The 15613-nt window shown below is 69.9% G+C and carries 22 protein-coding genes and 1 tRNA gene; 11 read left to right on the forward strand and 12 right to left on the reverse strand.

Going from position 1 to position 15613, the window contains the following annotated elements; genetic code table 11:
• Positions 1–40: 40 nt before the first annotated feature.
• Together ADY59_RS04410 and ADY59_RS04415 are read right to left on the reverse strand one after the other, a co-directional pair.
• Positions 41–826 (reverse strand): MauE/DoxX family redox-associated membrane protein, encoded by a 786-nt coding sequence (locus ADY59_RS04410; RefSeq protein ID WP_231618539.1) that lies wholly within the window; start codon positions 824–826, stop codon positions 41–43.
• A gap of 5 nt (positions 827–831) precedes the next feature.
• Positions 832–1779, reverse strand: a complete 948-nt coding sequence (locus tag ADY59_RS04415) for a hypothetical protein (RefSeq protein ID WP_049557907.1) — start codon at positions 1777–1779, stop codon at positions 832–834.
• 218 nt (positions 1780–1997) lie between these two features.
• Here ADY59_RS04415 and ADY59_RS04420 point away from each other — a divergent pair, with 218 nt between their 5' ends.
• Complete coding sequence (locus ADY59_RS04420; protein WP_049557910.1) at positions 1998–2486, forward strand: SigE family RNA polymerase sigma factor; 489 nt, start codon at positions 1998–2000, stop codon at positions 2484–2486.
• On the opposite strand, the gene ADY59_RS04425 is transcribed toward ADY59_RS04420, so the two are convergent.
• Positions 2455–2937, reverse strand: coding sequence for a MarR family winged helix-turn-helix transcriptional regulator (locus ADY59_RS04425; protein WP_049557913.1), 483 nt, complete (start codon positions 2935–2937; stop codon positions 2455–2457). The two genes, ADY59_RS04420 and ADY59_RS04425, sit on opposite strands and share 32 nt — an antisense overlap.
• Before the next feature lie 95 nt (positions 2938–3032).
• Between ADY59_RS04425 and ADY59_RS04430 the strand changes: the two genes are divergently transcribed.
• The gene (locus tag ADY59_RS04430) at positions 3033–3596 is read left to right on the forward strand and encodes a YceI family protein (protein ID WP_049557915.1); all 564 of its coding nucleotides are present in this window, start codon (positions 3033–3035) and stop codon (positions 3594–3596) included.
• A 171-nt stretch (positions 3597–3767) separates the two neighbouring features.
• Positions 3768–3856: transfer RNA gene (locus tag ADY59_RS04435), tRNA-Ser, on the forward strand.
• 318 nt (positions 3857–4174) lie between these two features.
• Here ADY59_RS04435 and ADY59_RS49600 read toward each other — a convergent pair.
• From ADY59_RS49600 to ADY59_RS04450, 3 genes are read right to left on the reverse strand one after another with little or no spacing between them, the layout of a single operon-like run.
• Positions 4175–4618 (reverse strand): hypothetical protein, encoded by a 444-nt coding sequence (locus ADY59_RS49600; RefSeq protein ID WP_156325288.1) that lies wholly within the window; start codon positions 4616–4618, stop codon positions 4175–4177.
• Between the two features lie 18 nt (positions 4619–4636).
• Positions 4637–5077 carry a hypothetical protein gene (locus ADY59_RS51045; protein WP_197093429.1) on the reverse strand — a complete coding sequence of 147 codons (441 nt, stop codon included), beginning with the start codon at positions 5075–5077 and terminating at the stop codon, positions 4637–4639.
• 4 nt (positions 5078–5081) lie between these two features.
• Positions 5082–5663: a YdeI/OmpD-associated family protein gene (locus tag ADY59_RS04450; protein WP_049557923.1), complete on the reverse strand. Its 582-nt coding sequence runs from the start codon at positions 5661–5663 to the stop codon at positions 5082–5084.
• Positions 5664–5830: 167 nt separating this feature from the next.
• Here ADY59_RS04450 and ADY59_RS04455 point away from each other — a divergent pair, with 167 nt between their 5' ends.
• The 5 genes from ADY59_RS04455 to ADY59_RS04475 all read left to right on the forward strand — a co-directional run bounded on the left by ADY59_RS04455 (position 5831) and on the right by ADY59_RS04475 (position 8691).
• Positions 5831–6766 (forward strand): NADP-dependent oxidoreductase, encoded by a 936-nt coding sequence (locus ADY59_RS04455; protein ID WP_049557927.1) that lies wholly within the window; start codon positions 5831–5833, stop codon positions 6764–6766.
• A 60-nt stretch (positions 6767–6826) separates the two neighbouring features.
• Positions 6827–7057: a hypothetical protein gene (locus ADY59_RS49605; RefSeq protein ID WP_156325289.1), complete on the forward strand. Its 231-nt coding sequence runs from the start codon at positions 6827–6829 to the stop codon at positions 7055–7057.
• 281 nt (positions 7058–7338) lie between these two features.
• Complete coding sequence (locus ADY59_RS49610) at positions 7339–7587, forward strand: hypothetical protein (protein WP_156325290.1); 249 nt, start codon at positions 7339–7341, stop codon at positions 7585–7587.
• A 349-nt stretch (positions 7588–7936) separates the two neighbouring features.
• Positions 7937–8338 carry a TIGR03668 family PPOX class F420-dependent oxidoreductase gene (locus ADY59_RS04470; RefSeq protein ID WP_049557932.1) on the forward strand — a complete coding sequence of 134 codons (402 nt, stop codon included), beginning with the start codon at positions 7937–7939 and terminating at the stop codon, positions 8336–8338.
• 62 nt (positions 8339–8400) lie between these two features.
• Positions 8401–8691 (forward strand): YiaA/YiaB family inner membrane protein, encoded by a 291-nt coding sequence (locus tag ADY59_RS04475; protein WP_049557935.1) that lies wholly within the window; start codon positions 8401–8403, stop codon positions 8689–8691.
• 4 nt (positions 8692–8695) lie between these two features.
• Here ADY59_RS04475 and ADY59_RS04480 read toward each other — a convergent pair whose 3' ends face one another.
• The 6 genes from ADY59_RS04480 to ADY59_RS04505 all read right to left on the reverse strand — a co-directional run bounded on the left by ADY59_RS04480 (position 8696) and on the right by ADY59_RS04505 (position 12919).
• Positions 8696–9325 (reverse strand): response regulator, encoded by a 630-nt coding sequence (locus ADY59_RS04480; protein ID WP_049558112.1) that lies wholly within the window; start codon positions 9323–9325, stop codon positions 8696–8698.
• 17 nt (positions 9326–9342) lie between these two features.
• A complete protein-coding gene (gene macS / locus ADY59_RS04485) occupies positions 9343–10446 on the reverse strand; it encodes a MacS family sensor histidine kinase (protein WP_049557938.1) in 1104 nt (367 codons plus the stop codon).
• A 20-nt stretch (positions 10447–10466) separates the two neighbouring features.
• Entirely contained in the window at positions 10467–10904 is a 438-nt protein-coding gene (locus ADY59_RS04490; protein ID WP_197093430.1) for a GNAT family N-acetyltransferase, read from the reverse strand.
• A 33-nt stretch (positions 10905–10937) separates the two neighbouring features.
• Positions 10938–11309 (reverse strand): VOC family protein, encoded by a 372-nt coding sequence (locus tag ADY59_RS04495; RefSeq protein ID WP_049557942.1) that lies wholly within the window; start codon positions 11307–11309, stop codon positions 10938–10940.
• Positions 11309–11686: a VOC family protein gene (locus ADY59_RS04500; RefSeq protein ID WP_049558119.1), complete on the reverse strand. Its 378-nt coding sequence runs from the start codon at positions 11684–11686 to the stop codon at positions 11309–11311. The genes ADY59_RS04495 and ADY59_RS04500 overlap by 1 nt, the downstream gene beginning before the upstream one ends.
• Before the next feature lie 102 nt (positions 11687–11788).
• Positions 11789–12919, reverse strand: a complete 1131-nt coding sequence (locus ADY59_RS04505) for a S1 family peptidase (protein ID WP_049557944.1) — start codon at positions 12917–12919, stop codon at positions 11789–11791.
• A 171-nt stretch (positions 12920–13090) separates the two neighbouring features.
• On the opposite strand from ADY59_RS04505, the gene ADY59_RS04510 reads away from it, so the two are divergent.
• From ADY59_RS04510 to ADY59_RS04520, 3 genes are read left to right on the forward strand one after another with little or no spacing between them, the layout of a single operon-like run.
• Entirely contained in the window at positions 13091–14923 is a 1833-nt protein-coding gene (locus tag ADY59_RS04510; RefSeq protein ID WP_156325291.1) for an MDR family MFS transporter, read from the forward strand.
• Entirely contained in the window at positions 14920–15339 is a 420-nt protein-coding gene (locus ADY59_RS04515) for a hypothetical protein (RefSeq protein ID WP_049557950.1), read from the forward strand. The genes ADY59_RS04510 and ADY59_RS04515 overlap by 4 nt, the downstream gene beginning before the upstream one ends.
• Positions 15336–15590 carry an SPW repeat domain-containing protein gene (locus tag ADY59_RS04520; RefSeq protein WP_049557953.1) on the forward strand — a complete coding sequence of 85 codons (255 nt, stop codon included), beginning with the start codon at positions 15336–15338 and terminating at the stop codon, positions 15588–15590. The genes ADY59_RS04515 and ADY59_RS04520 overlap by 4 nt, the downstream gene beginning before the upstream one ends.
• Positions 15591–15613: the final 23 nt, after the last annotated feature.

Raw genomic sequence — 15613 nt, forward strand, 5'->3', positions numbered from 1 at the left:
CAATAGAGTTCAATCGAGCGCTCTATAAGGCTGTCTAGAGTCAGGCCGATACCGTCGTATATTCCGGCAGAGACTCCGCGCTGACCACCGCGACCCGCACCGCGGGCCGCCGCCCGGCCAGATAGACCGCGAAGACCACGTCGTCCCGCTCGTGGTTCTGAAAGGCGAAGAACCGCCAGCACAGCTCCCGCCAGCTGTCATAGGGCTCCGCACTGGCCAGGTCGGCCTCGTGGGCGCGCCACGGGCCGCTCGACTTGAGCCTCGCCAGCGACACCCCCTCCTGCGGGCCCCGGCGCTGCTCGCACGGGGCGCGGTGCCGGGCCCGGTCGACCAGCTCGTCGATCTCCGGCGACAGCGCCGCCAGCACGGCCACACCGGCCAGCGTGAACCCCCAGGCCGGATGGGCGAACGCCATCCACCCCGGCGCCCCGGCCCACACCGCCATCAGGGCCATCCCGGTCAGCACGACGGTCCTGCCGATCGACCGCAGTCCGACCGGCGCCGAGCTCACCTCGCCGAAGCAGCCGCATCCGGCATCCGGCCGCCGCCTGCGCAGTTCCAGCAGGACGTACGTGGAAAGGGCGAAGAACGCGACCGTTCCCCACCGGAACAGCGGGTGCGCCGAGACCAGCAGGCCGACGGCGAGCACCAGCTCGCCGGCGGCGCAGACGAGCAGGGACGGCCGCTGCAGCCGGCCCGGCATCAGGACCGCCGGCCCCAGCCTCGCCAGCGCACCCGGCTCCCGGCCCGACCGGACGACGGAGATCTTGGCCACCGTCCCCAGGACGAGCAGGACGATCAGGACCGGCACCTGTGAAGCCAGCACGCGTGTCACCCCAATCCGATCTGCGCGTTGAAACACCCGTTCACCAGGTCGCCGCCCAGCTCCACGTAGCTGGCCGGGGAGAGCTCGGCGATCCGCCCGCGCGGCGAGGTGCCGCACTCGACGCACCGGTCGCAGAAGCGCCCGGCCACGCAGCCGCACGCGACGATCGGCACGACCGCCGACCGGTTCGCGCACACGTTCTGAACCTGGAGCAGCGAGCCGATGGCCAGGTACGGCAGAGCTGCGCAGGACACGCCGGCGTCGGGACATCCGGCGTCGGAGCGCTCCACCATCGGGTAGGCGGCGCCGCGCTCCTGCGCGTCGAAGACGTCGGACCAGGTGACGGTGCCCGAGATGCGCGACTGGGCGCCGGCGTAGGACGGCGGTGGAGGCGGCACGGCCCGCGCGGGATAGGCGGGCTGCGACGTGGCGGGCAGCAGCGCCAGCGTGGCGCCGTCCTTCCTGATCCCGATCGCGTCGAACAGGAAACCCGGCTCGAACTGGGGATGACGCACCCGCAGCCGACCCGTGGCACGGTAAGGGATCACGATGGTCCGGTGACCCCGGTGCGGGCCGCAGTCGAGCTCCACGGTCACGTCCTTGCGGCCTTCGACCGACACGATCGTGCCGGTGAGGCGGACGGTGTCGGCCCAGATCCGCTCGACCACCTTGCCGTCGCGCAGCGCGCGCATCAGGACCGTGGCGTGTACGGGCAGGTCGGCCGGGGCGACGTCACCGCCGTGCCACGCGGTCGCCCACGGCGCGATGACCAGCCGCTCCTGCCTGCCGTCCGGGGTCTCGATGGCGATCAGGTGAGGGCTCACGTCGAGGATCTCGCCGGTGACCGCGTGCAGGGGATCGCCGCCCTCCGGTCCCGGCCCCGGAGCCGCCGCCTCGCGGCCCAGCGCCGCGGCGGCCAGCACCCGGCGGCGCTCAACACTCGGATAGCCCATCCGCCCCTCCCTCGTCCCGCCTACCAGGGTCACACGAGTGCGGCTGGACTCCCGCCTTACGGCGCACAGGGGAGCAAAATACGCATCCCCTGGGGAAGGAGATGACATCCGGCGTCATACAAACTGCCACCGACCTTGACTGACCTTTATCCACGGCGGGCCGAATCCTGAATTGCGGTTCAGCCTGAACACGGCTCCAGGCTGGGATTCTGGCCGGGATGCAGAGATTCGACGAGGAGTTCCGCGAGTACGTGGTGGCGCGCGGCCCCGCGCTGCTGCGTGCCGCCAAGCAGCTCACCGGACACCCGCTGGACGCGGAGGATCTCCTGCAGAGCGCACTGACCAAGACATACCTCGCATGGGACCGCATCCAGGACCGGGGGGCGCTCGACGGGTACGTGAGGCGGGCGATGGTCAACATCAACATCTCCCAATGGCGGCGTCGCAAGCTGGAAGAGTACCCGTCCGACGACCTTCCCGAGGTCATTACGCCGGCAGAAGCCTGCGGCGACGTGCACGAGCGGCTCGAACTGGCCCTGCAGCGGCTGCCCGAGCGGATGCGGGCGGCGATCGTGCTGCGCTACTACGAGGACATGACCGAGCCGGAGATCGCCAGCACGCTGGGGATAAGCGTGGGCACGGTGAAGAGCACGGTGTCGCGGGCCATGGCCAAGCTCAGGAGTGAACTGGGTCTGCCCCGGCCGTAGCGCAGGGCCGGACGACCTGCCTGATCTTCCTGAGCGTGGCCAGGAACGTCTCCAGCTCGGCGGCGTTCAGCAACCCGGTCAGACACTCGTCGATGTCCTCCAGATGCCGGGGCAGCACCTCGGCCAGCTTGTCGCGGCCCGGATCGGTCAGCGTGGCGTAGGAGGCCCGCCGGTCGGTGGCGCACGCCTGCCTGGCGACCAGGCCGTCACGTTCCAAACGGTCGATCACGCGGGTCACGCCACTCGTGGACAGGCCGGTCTGCGCGGCCAGATCGGTCATCCGGAGCTGCTGCCGCGGCGAACGCCCCAGCCTGACCAGGGTCTCGAAGTCGATGTCCGACAGTCCGGCCGCACTGAACACCGGCTGCATCCTGGCCGTCAGCCCGGCATGCACCTCCGCCAGCAAGCCCATGGCCGTCAGCCTGGGGTCGTCGATGTGGGTCACGCTCATACCCTAACGGACGTTAGTTGACGTGCGGAATATTCCTCGTGTAGACATTTGTTGGCGCAAACGTCCGCACATCAAGCTCCTTCCGGAGGAACCCCATGACCACTCGCACCTGGGACGGCCTCACCGTCCCCGCCGCAGGCACCTACACGCTCGACGTCGCCCACACCAGCATCGGCTTCGTCGTCAAGCACATGATGGTCAGCAAGGTACGCGGCAACTTCTCCGACTTCTCCGGTTCCGTCACGATCGCTGAGAACCCGCTCGAGTCGACCGCCGAGCTCACGATCAAGACCGAGAGCATCTCCACCGGCGTCGGCGACCGCGACGGCCACCTGCGCAGCGACGACTTCCTGGCCGTGGACAAGTTCCCCGAGATCACCTTCAGGAGCACCCGCGTCACCGACCACTCGGGCGACGAGTTCACCGTCGTCGGCGACCTGACGATCCGCGAGGTCACCAAGGAGGTCGAGCTCACCGTCGAGTACGGCGGCGCCGGCACCAACCCGTGGGGCCAGGCCGTCTGGGGCTTCTCCATCAACACCGAGTTCGACCGCGAGGACTTCGGCCTCACCTGGAACCAGGCCCTGGAGACCGGCGGCGTCCTGGTCGGCAAGAAGATCAAGGTCGAGATCGAGGGCGAGGCGAACCCCGCCCAGTAGTATCCACAGCACAGTTATCCACAGCCCTGAGCCCGCTCCCGACCAGGAGCGGGCTTTGTCCACAGGCGGTTACCCACAGGCTGTGGACAACCGGCCGGACAGACCCGCGGCCGAACCACTTTGCCGCCTCGCCAGAAGGCCGGTACGCTGTCCTGAGCCACGTGGCTACCAGGAGGATTCGCCTAGTCAGGTCTATGGCGCCGCACTGCTAATGCGGTTTGGTGGCAACACCATCCGGGGTTCAAATCCCCGATCCTCCGCAGGTGAAAGGCCCTCGCCCGTTCGTCGGGTCGAGGGCCTTCGTCGTTCCCGAGACGTCACGGCGCCAGGCACACCGCCGTCCCCCATTCCTGGCGCTGCATCGACACGTCGAGGCGCGGTCGATCTCGGGTTCGGCACGCGCGTGGGAGCGACCTTCCGCGCACCGGAACAATGCGCGGAAGGCGCGGCGGGATTGTCGCGGGGTCAGTTCCAGGTGGCGCGCTTGATGGCGCCCGCGAGGCCGGGGGTGTCCCAGCCATCCTCGATGACGATCTTTTCCTTCGGCAGGTACCACTCCCGCTGGACGAACTTCCTGGTCACCCGCCGCTTCTTTTCGTCGTAGCATTCGCCGGCCCATTCGTAGTATCGGGCCTTGTGCCCCTTGCCCACCTGCCGGTGGCCGGACGCCAGGGTCTGGTCTCGGGATGGAAGGGATAGTCGCCGGGCTTGTAGACCTCCCCGATCCAGTTCGGATCCTTGGAGCCGTGGATCATTTTGGGCCCGCCGATCCTGAAGGATGGGCAGCCGGTCTTCTCGGGGTCGCAGTTGGGCTTGGTCTCGACATGAAGAATGTCCCAGCGCTTGTCCTTGGTCACCTTCCACTCGGATGGGACGGTGATATTCATGCCCCGGAAAGAGAGCGTCTTGGTCTTGTCGGCGGTGGTGGACGTGCCTCCGAAGGCGGGCAGCGCCGTGGAGGCGGCCAGGGAGGCGCTCAAGATGGTCGCAGCGGCCGTCCACGTCGTCACGCGCTTGCTCAATCGAGAATCCATGGCTGTTCAGACACACGACAGTGTGGCAAGGTTTCGGCCCACGGGCGCCAGGCCACTCTTTGGCGAGAATGCGGCGGACCGTGGCGGGTAAGCGTCGCCGGGGTCGCGGAGTGCGAGGGCCTCGGCCTCGGACAGCCCTCCGCGTGCCGCCATCCGGCGTCGTGCCCGTACCTGCGCCTTCGTACGCGGCCGGTACTTGGGGTCTCTGGAGCAGCCGCAGGTCGCGAAGCCGTCGTAGCGCAGGCCGGCCTCCAGGACGGCGGTGACGGCCGCCCACTCCCGGTCCTTGGTCTTACGCGGTGCGGCGAAGTCGTGGCCGGCGAAGAGCATCGGCGTCCGGCATCGGGTGCATAGGTGCTCTCGACCGTCCCACGGCGATTTGCGGCTCTGACGGCAGGCGACGCACACGTAGTGGACCTTGTGGACGACCATCGCGTACCTACACACGGACTCAAGGGTAGATCTTCTTGTGCTCCCGCAGCATCGCGACGAACTTCTCGATGCGGGCCGCCCGGGTCGCGGGCCTCTTGGCGTCGCCGACGCGGTAGAGGATCGCGAAGCGGTTCGCCTTGTCCAGCGTCGCGAAGAACTCCGCCGCGGCCGGATCGGCGTCGAGCGCCGCCTGGAGGTCGTCGGGTACGGTCGCGGTCCTGGGCGAGGCGTAGGCCGCGTCCCACCTGCCGTCGGCCTTCGCCTTCTCGATCTGCGCGAGACCGGCCGGGCGCATCGCCCCGCCGGCGATGAGCTGCTCGACCCGGCCGCAGTTCACCTGCGACCACCTGCTCCTAGGCTTGCGCGGGGTGAACCGCTGCAGCCAGTGCTCGGCGTCGAACTTGGCCTTCTGCCCGTCGATCCAGCCGAAGCACAGCGCCACGTCGAGCGCCTCGGAGTAGCTGACGGAGGGAATCCCGGAGTCCTTCTTGGCGATCTTCAGCCAGAGCCCCGGCGACACGTCGTGCTCGGCTTCGAGCCACTTCTCGAACGCGGCCTGGGAAGGAAAGGCGATGGTGGGGAGATCGTGCTTCTCCGTCACGACTTGAGGCGCTCCTTCGACGGGGGAACCAGCGGCGCCAGGTGGGGCGCGCCGCCTGCGATGGCAACCCGCCCGTACGTTAAGCACCTTGAAGTGCGTACTTCCCGATAGAGAGTAGCTCTCCATACGGTCGTCACCCAAGTCACGCAACGTCTGGAGAGAGTCTCATGCGCGCAGTTGTCGTACGTGCCTTCGGGGGGCCCGAAGTTCTGCAGATCGCGGACCTGCCGTCGCCGGTCGCGGCAGAGGGGCAGGTTCGCATCCGGGTCGAGGCCGCGACGGTCAACCCGGTCGACCTGGCCACGCGGTCCGGCGCGCTCACCGAGGCGGGCTTGCTGCCGGCGCGCGACGTGATCGGCATCGGGTGGGATGTCGCCGGAACCGTCGAACAGACGGGCCCCGGGGTCACCGGCATCCGGCGCGGGGATCAGGTGATCGGGCTGTCCGACCGGTTGGACGTACCGATCGGCGCTCAGGCCGAACACGTCGTGCTCGACGCAGACGCGGTCGCAGCCGCGCCTGCGGGCGTCTCGCCCGCGCAGGCGGCCACGCTGCCCCTGAACGGCCTGACGGCCGCGCAGGCGCTCTCCGGGCTCGCCCTGGGCGCCGGGCAGACGCTGCTGGTGACCGGGGCGGCCGGTGCCGTCGGCGGTTTCGCGATCCAACTGGCCGTCGCGCGGGGGCTCCGGGTGGTCGCGGTCGCCGGAGCCGACGACGAACCGCTCGTCCGCAGGCTCGGAGCCGAGGTGTTCGTGCCGCGCACGGCACGGCTGGGCGAGGCGGTCCGGTCGCTCGTACCCGGCGGCGTGCACGCGGCGCTGGACGCTGCCGTGGTCGGAGCGGCGGCCCTCGACGCGGTCCGGTCGGGGGGCGCCTTCGCCGCGCTGGTCGCGGGAGGGGCGCCGCATCCGCTGCGCGGCATCCGGGTCTTCAACCACTGGATCCGCGCTGACAGTGCTCTCCTGTCCGAGCTCGCCGCCATGGCCGAAGCGGGCTCCCTGGCCCTGCGCGTCGCCGGGACCATGCCCCTCGACCAGGTCGCCGCCGCCCACCGACGCCTCGCCGGAGGTGGCCTCCGGGGGCGTCTCGTCCTCACTCCCTGACCGGATCCGCGGACGGGACGGGGCTTTCTCCGCGATCAGGTCGTATGCCATGCTCTCGCTGTGTCCGAACCAGAGGAGCCGGTCCTCGGCCGTCCCGCCCCGGAGTTCGACCCGATCGCCACCCTGCGCTGGTGGGGCACCGTCATCATGTCGGGCGGCGCGATTCTCGCGCTGGGGATTCTCGTGTTCTCCCGCCGCGATCCATCGTGGCCATGGCTGGTGACCTGCCTCGTGGCAACCCTGGCCGGCCTCGGCCTCCGCCTGGAAGCGGCGCTTCGCGACCACTCCTGAGACTCCTTACGAATCCCCTCAGTAGTCGCACGCTCACAGTGAGCGGTTATCCGAGTGAGGAGGCGCGCAGTGGGCAGGCACGAGGGCGAAAAGGCAAGCTGAAGCCCATTCGAGCCGCCGGAAGAGGAGAAGAACAAAGGCGACGCGGCCGGGCTTCGGTCGGCGGGGCCGTCGCCGGTGCGCTGCGGGCCTTCTGTCATCGTCACGCAGCTCGACGGCGGCGCGACCGACATCCGCGGCGTGGAAGGGCGCTCCACCTCGTCCAACTCCGCCAAGCAGACGTGCGGGTCGATTCTCTCGATGTGCACCCCCAGCAGGGGGAACGTCTCGATCAGGCCCTTGGTGGAGTCGAGGTCGACGTCCGGCAGCGGCTGGAAGCGTTCCCCGCGCAGGCCGTCGAGATGATCGGCGTCGTCGATTTCGCGGCTGATCCGCACCGGCTCACCGGCACGTCGTGCCCTCTCCAGGTCCTTGTGGACCGCCCTTTCGGACATGTCTATCGCCTCTCCAACAGGTCTCCTCGAGCATGATTCTTTGACAAGTAACCCCACCCCCGTCGCGAGCGTTTGCCAAGGCGGCACATACTGGAGGGGTGAAGCCAGCTAGCGGCGCGCCCCGCCGTCACCTGCCTACAAGTCCCTTCAAACCCCCGCCACCCGCCCCACCCGTCGAGCGGCTAAGCCTGAATGACCAGGTGACGCACGATCGGTACGGGCTTGGCGTCGTCATCGGCGTGGAAGACGAGATCGCTGTTGTCGTCGACTTCGGATCACGGCAGGAGCGAATCACGACACCCTTCCACAAGCTGTACAAGCTTTAGCACTGCCAAACCTCGGGGAGCACCCGCCTAGGTGCCCCCGGACGTACGGTCATGCCCTGATGGATTCCGAGACGGCGCGCCGGCTGTTCCGAGCCGCGCGGGTCGCCCGGCTCGGCACCGCCGATCCTGACGGGGTGCCGCACGTCGTGCCCGTCACGTTCGCCGTCGTCGGCGACCGGGTGATGACGGCGGTCGACCACAAGCCGAAGCGCAGCGCCGACCTGCGGCGTCTGCGTAACATCCGTGCCAACCCGCACGTGTCGCTGCTGGTCGACCACTATGAGGACGACTGGACGCGCCTGTGGTGGGCGCGCGCCGACGGGAGCGCCTGGATCGCGGAGGAGGATCGCGAGGAGGCGCTCGACGCGCTCGTGAGCAAGTACGGCCAGTACGCCGTGCGTCGCCCCGAAGGGCCGGTGGTCATCGTGGAGGTGACCCGCTGGTCCGGATGGCGGTACTAGGTACTGAATACTCAGGTACGCGTACTCATGCGCCCGCCGGGCCGGTGTCAGATCCTCAAGGCATGACCAAACCAGTCCAGCCCACCATGACCGCCGCCTACTTCGCGCAGTGCGTCATCTCGTTCGCCGTGGCGCTCGGCAGCGTGGCGCTCGGCATCATCTTCCTGCCGATCGACCCGTGGGTCCGCGCGTTCCTGGCGATCGCGGTGCTGTACACGGTGACGTCGGCCTTCGGCCTGGCCAAGGTCGTGCGCGACCGGCAGGAGATCGCCCACATGTCCAGCCGGGTCGACCAGGCGCGCCTGGACAAGCTGCTCACCGAGCACGACCCGTACAAGGTCGACAGTCTCTGACCAGTTAAGCCTGGTCGAGTCCGCGTTCGATGGCGTAGCGGACGAGTTCGACGCGGTTGTGAAGCTGGAGCTTGTTCAGAGTGTTCTGTACGTGGTTCTGCACGGTGCGGTGGCTGAGCACGAGGCGTTCGGCGATCTGCTTGTAGGACAGGCCTTTGGCGACGAGGCGCAGCACCTCGGTCTCGCGGTCGGTGAGGCTCGGCCCGTCGGCGGCGGGCCGCTGGGTGGCGAGGCGGCGATACTCGCCGAGGACGAGCCCGGCCAGGCCGGGGGTGAAGACCGGTTCGCCTTCGGCGGTGCGCCGGACGGCTTCGAGGAACTCCTCCCGGCTCGCCGACTTGACCAGGTAGCCGGAGGCTCCGGCCTTGACCGCCTCCAGCACGTCCTCGTGTTCGCCGCTGGCCGACAGCACCAGGACGCGGGGCGGGTGCTCGGTCGCGGCCAGCCCTCTGGCCACCTCCACCCCGGGCAGGTCGGGCAGGTGCAGGTCGAGGATGACCACGTCGGGGCGGATGGCGCCGGCGACGCGAAGCGCCTGACGACCCTCGCCGACCGTCGCCACCACCTCGTACGCGGCGTTCTCCAGGTCGCGGGCGACCGCGTCCCGCCACATCGGGTGGTCGTCCACCACCATCACCCGCAGAGCTTTGGTCACTTCGCCACTTTAATCTCGACCTCGGTCCCCTGACCGGGCACGGAGGTGAACGCGACGGTGCCGCCGAGGCCGGCGACCCGGCCCCGGATCGACTGCGCGATGCCGAGCCTGCCCTCCGCCTCGGCCTCCGCCAGGCGGCCCTCGGGGATGCCGGGGCCCTCGTCGCGCACGGTGATGGTGATCGAGACGTCGTCGTTCTCGGCGAAGACCCAGGCCCTGGCGTCGTCGCCGCAGTGCCACCGGACGTTGTCGAGCGCCGCGCCGACGGCCGCCTCGACCTCGCGGGCGTGGGCGGCGGGGAGCGGCAGCGGCGTGGCGGGCGTCGACACGGTGACCGTCGGCGTGGTGAAGCGGCGTAGCCGGGCGCCCACGTCGACCAGGCCCGCGTCGTCCTCCGCTCCGGCGGGACCGCTGCGGATCAGCTCGCGCACCGCGGCTTCCTGCTCGCCGGCGAGCCGGCCCAGCTCGGCGGCCTCCCCGCCGAGCTCCAGCCCGCGCCGCTGCACCAGCGCCAGGACCTGCAGGACCGAGTCGTGGATGCCGCGCGCGATCCGCTCGCGCTCGCGCCCGGCCGCCTCCCGCTCGACCGCCCGTTGCAGCCGTTGCTCCGCGTCCTTGGTGAGCCTGGCCACGTGGCCGACGACGGTCCCGGCGAGGATGAGCAACACGGCGCCGTTGACGGGGACGGAGAGGTTGAACCCGTGCGGGCCGCGCAGCCACAGGTCGGCGAGCGACAGCACGATCGCCGCGACCGCCCCCGCGCGCCGCCCGCCGTGGACGGCCCAGGCGAGCACCGGCCCGCCGACCCAGGTGGCGGTGACCGGCATCAGCCCCGGCCCGGTGTCAGCCCCCTGGACGTACGGCGAGGCCGCCATGCAGCCGAGCGTGACGAGCACGTCGACCACCAGCAGGGAACGGCTCCGCGAGGTCGAGTAGGCGATGGTGGTGGCCACGGTCCAGACGGTCATCACGCCCAGCACGAGCCAGCCGGCGACGGGCCGCTGGTAGCCGCCGGCGCTCACGAGCAGCAGCGCGGCGTAGCCCAGGGAGGCGAAGCGATAGACCGCGATGGCCCGCCAGAACGACCCTTCGATCCCCATACGGCCCGACTATAGGGGCCTCAGCTCAGCACCAGCAGGACGTGGCCGTCGGGGTCCGTGCCGGTCCGCTGGAAGCCGCAACGCTCCAGCAGCCGGACGGACCCGACGTTGCCCTCGTGGGGGTCGGCATGAAGCGGGCGCGTCGGCTCCAGCTCCAGGAACCGGGTCAGCGCCAGGGTGCCGACGCCCTTGCCCCAGAACTCCCGGCCGAGCCAGTAGCCGATGAACCGGCGCTCACCCGCCCACCAGGCGACGATGTTGCCGGCCAGGGCGCCGTCGACGACGACCGCCTGGACGAAGCCCGTCGGATCGCCGAGGACCTTGTTCTTCCAGTGGGTGATGAAGGCATCGTGCTCCCGGGGCCGCCACCGGGCCCGCCGGGCCGCCTCCGGGTCGCACTCCTGCTCGTGGAAGGTTTCCAGGTCGGCCTCGGTCACATCTCGCAAACTCACGTCCATGCCGCCCGAGTGTGCCGGCCACGACCGACAGAACTACTCCTCCTGCAGCACGGACAGGACGTTGCCCGCCGGGTCGGTGAACCAGGCGATGAGCGGGCCGCCGCCCCGGAAGATCCCCCGCTCGTCGGCCTTCAGGTGCTCGTACCGCTCGAAGCGCACCCCCCGGCGCACCAGCTCGTCCACGGTCTGCTCGATGTCGTCGACCGGGAAGTTCAGGATCGTGTACGTGGCCGGTACGTGATTCTCCTTCGGGTAGACCAGGATGTCCCGGCCGCCCGCGATGTGCAGAGTGAGCAGGCCGTGCTCCTCCGACACGTCGATGCCGAGGGTCTGGCCGTAGAACTCCTTGGCCTTGGCGAGGTCGTCCACCGAGAAGCCGCTGAACGCCTTGGTCGTGCCGAACATCACATCGCCGCCCTGTGCTCGTCGCTGAGCTGGATGATCTGGACGTAGTTGCCGTCCGGGTCGAGGGCCGTGGCGAACAGGCTGCCGTCGCGGTCCTCCAGCTCCGCCACCCACGTCGTGCCGGCGCTCTCCATCCGCGTCACCACGGCGCGCGCGTCTTCGACGTCGAAGTTGAGGATCATCCTGCCGGGCTCGGGGTTCTTGTCCGAGATGTCCGATCGCGTGTCGATGATCAGGTGGACGCTCCCGTACTTCAGCACCCGGTAGTCGTCGACGTCGGCCGTCTCCGTCGGGTCGAGGGCCGATTCGTACCAGGTGGCGAGCCTGCGCGGGTCTGCGCTGGCCAGGAGCATGCCGTCAAGTGCGGGCCGCTTCATGGTCTCTCCTTGCGGGTCGGTGTCGCTGTCACCCATGTAGACCAGGCTGCCCGCCGAAACTCATCGGAGCCCGGCGACGCGCCGCCGGGCTCCGACCGTGGGTCAGCCTGTCCGAAGTGTCAGGCCGTACCTGCTGAGGATCTCGTTGACCGGCTGGTGGTACGTGGTCCCGCCGACGCTGCAGTTGCCGGAGCCGCCGGAGGTGACGCCCTGGGCCTGGCTGCCCGAGATGAACGAGCCGCCGGAGTCACCCGGCTGGGCGCACGCGCTGGTGCGGGTCAGGCCGCTGACCGTGCCCTGCGGGTACGTGACGCTGGCGTTGTGCTGCTGGATGGTTCCGCAGCGCCAGCCGGTGGTGGAGCCGGAGCGGCAGATGGACGAGCCCACGGACGCCTGCGTGGAGCCGCGGACGGTGACCAGCGAGCCGCCGGCGCCGCGGACGTACGGGGTCGGGTTGTGGCCGGGGGCCGCCACCCAGGCGTAGTCGTTGCCCGGGAAGGAGGAGCCCTGGAAGGTGCCCGTCGGGTTGCTGGTCCGGGCGCCGGCCCTGCCGCAGTGCCCGGCGGTCACGAAGCCGGGGGTGCTGCCGCGGGTGACGGCGAAGCCGACGCTGCACCGGCTGCCGCCGATGTAGAAGGGGGAGCCGCCGATGATGTCCATGTACGGCTGCGGGCGCTCGGCGCTCACGGCGACCTGGACCGCGCTCCGGTCGACGCCCGCGGCGGCGGCCAGGGCCTCGGCGGCCTCCAGCTGGGCGGCGAGGACGACGACGCTGTTGGTCGTCACGTCGACGTACCAGAGCGAGGCGCCGGTCCGTGCCTTGCGTGGCGCCTGGTCGAGCTTGGCCTTGGTCTCGTTGAGCTGGGCCAGCGTGCGGGTCACGACGACCGGCTCGGCGCCCTGGGCCTCGATGGCCGGCTTGGCGGCGGAGTCGGTGGTGGCGACCATGAGCTTGGAGGCGTCGGCGTTCAGCCAGGCGCCGCCGTAGGAGTCGCCTAACGAGGCGGTCAGCGCGGTCTCGACCGCCGCGGCGCGCTGCTCGTTGGCGAGCCTGGTGACGACCTGCTGCTCGGTGAGGCCGAGGTCACGCTCGAGTGCGTCGATGACGGCGGGCGGGGTGTCCGCCGGTGCCGCCGCTTGGGGTGCCGGTTCGGCCAGCGCGGGGGTGGGGGGTGTTGCGAGGCAGGCGGCCAGGATGGCGGCTCCTGCCAGCGCACAGCGTTTACCCAACATGTGCACTCCTTGATGGGGGTGCTGTCAAGTTACCGGAGCGTACGTCGGCCGCCACGTACCAAACGACCCCTATTACGGAGTTATGGGACCCCTTGCGGTCACAGACCGGAATCTTCCATGCTCCGGAATATATCCACTTGCCGAGCGGCTAGTAAACGGGCGTATACTCCAATGCGGACTAAGAGGGGAAGTGGTGTCTTGGTAGCCCAGACACAGACCGCGACCCCCGCGGGACGGCAATACACCCACCGCGAGATTCTCGAGGTCATGTCGGGGCTCATGCTCGCCATGCTCACCTCGATGATCTCGACATCCGTGGTGGGCACGGCACTGCCGACGATCGTGGGGGAACTCGGCGGGCAGGACCAGTACTCGTGGGTGGCGTCGGCGACCATGCTGACGATGACGGTGTCGACACCGTTGTGGGGCAAGCTGTCGGACCTTTTCGGCCGCAAGCTGCTCTTCCAGACCGCCCTGGGGTTGTTCGTCTCGGCGTCGCTCGTCGCCGGCCTGTCGCAGGACATGGGTCAGCTCATCGCGGCCCGCGCCGTGCAGGGACTGGGCGTCGGCGGCCTGTCCGCCCTGTCGCAGGTGATCCTGGGCGACATCGTCTCGCCGCGTGAGCGCGGCCGCTACTCCGGCTACATGGGCGCCGTCTTCGGGATCTCCACCGTGGCCGGGCCGCTGCTCGGCGGCTTCATCGTGGACGCCGACTGGCTCGGCTGGCGCTGGTGCTTCTACGTGGTCGTGCCGTTCGCGCTGGTGTCCTTCATCGTGATCCAGAAGGTGCTCAAGCTGCCGTCGGTCAAGCGCGACACCAAGATCGACATCTGGGGGGCCACCACCATCACGGCCAGCGCGAGCGCGCTGATGCTGCTGCTGACGTTCGGCGGCAACCAGTTCGCGTGGAACTCCCCCTGGACCTACTTCCTCGGCGCGCTGAGCCTGCTCATGCTGGCCCTGGCCGTGGTCGCCGAGCGCACCCACGGCAACCCGATCCTGCCGCCCAGGCTGTTCCGCAACCGCACGTTCGTGCTGACCAGCCTCGCCTCGCTGTTCGTCGGCATGGCGATGTTCGGCGCGATGATCTACCTGCCGCAGTACCTGCAGATCGTCAAGGGCATGTCGCCGACGACCTCCGGGCTCATGACGCTGCCGATGGTGTTCGCGCTGTTCGTGGCCGGGGTGGTCTCCGGCAAGATCGTGACCAGGACCGGCAGGTGGAAGCTCTTCCCGGTCGCCGGCCTGCTCATCGTGGCCATCGGGCTGTTCCTGCTGTCACGGCTGCACGTCGACTCCGGCGAGTGGCTCATCGGGTTCGACGTGGCCGTGCTGGGCCTCGGGCTCGGCCTGTCCATGCAGATGCTGATCCTGGCCGCGCAGAACGGCTCCGAACTGCGCGACATGGCCGCGACCACGTCCGGCGTGTCGTTCTTCCGGTCGCTGGGCGGCGCGGTGGGCGTGGCCGCGTTCGGCGCCATCCTCACCAACCGGCTCAGCGCCGAGATGGCCGACATGATGCGCGCCGCGAACATCCCGCCCAGCGCCGACACGGTCTCGCTGGGCAGCCCCGACCAGATCCAGCACCTGCCCGAGCCGATCAAGCACATCATCCTGGAGGCCTTCACGCGCGGCCTGGAGACCGTGTTCATCGTCGGCGTGCCCATCGCGCTGCTCGGCTTCGTCGCCACGCTCCTGCTCAAGGAGCTGCCGCTGCGCGGCTCCACGGCGCCGCCCGAGCCCGCGGCCAAGCCGCTCGCCAAGGACGACCTGGTCCTGGCCGGGCTGCTGCTGGAGCTCGTCGCCCAGCGGGTGGAGCGTACCAACGCGCGGCCGTCCGCCCTGCTCACCGCGGTCGCCCGGATGGCGCCGCCCGACGACCGGTCCGAGCGCGAACGCGCCAGATCGGTGGCGCAGGACGTGCTGCGCCCCACCTCCCGCGCGCTGATCGCGCAGGCCGCGCCGCCGCAGAAAGACCTCGTCACTGGAGGGATCTCCCAATGATTCGCAAGTTCACCGGCGCCGTCACGGCTGCCCTGGCGGTCCTGGCCGGCCTCTGGCTGATGATCGCCCCGTTCGCCCTGGGCACCCAGCCGGAGAACGCCGACTGGACCGATCCGACCACCGCCGAGTTCTTCACCGGCCTCGGCGTGGCCGTCATCGGGCTCGCCGGCGCCCTCGCCTTCGCCGCCGCCATCCACGAGGACCTCGTCTCCCGTGGCCTGGTTGCCGTACGTGAGCGCAAGGCCGAGCCCGAGCCCGAGCCCGCACCGGTGGCGGCCCCGCAGGCCTCGTCCGCGGAGCTGGCCACCCTGCTCGCGCCGCTCGTCGAGGCGCTGCGCGAGGACCTGAACAACTCCGGGCGCCCGAACCGCCAGAACGGCTCGGTCACCCTGGTCGCAGCGGAGGAGAACCGATGAAGGCCAAACTGGGCGTCTCCGCCCTCGTCCTGCTGTTCCTGGCCGGCCTCTGGCTGGTGGCCGCGCCGTTCGTGGTCGGCTACCAGCCCTCCGGCGCCGCCTACACCGACGCCACCGTCAACGACCTGTGGGTCGGCGGCGGGCTCGCCGGCCTCTCGTTCATCGCCCTGGTCGTGTACGCGGCCGACGCGCTGCGCGAGCTGACCCGGGGACGGCACGTCGGCTCGCCGACCGTCGACCGCACTGCCTGACCTGGCACGACGTCGCATATGGT

This window comes from Nonomuraea sp. SBT364, assembly GCF_001083785.1.
In the GTDB taxonomy this organism is placed as follows: Bacteria; Actinomycetota; Actinomycetes; order Streptosporangiales; family Streptosporangiaceae; genus Nonomuraea.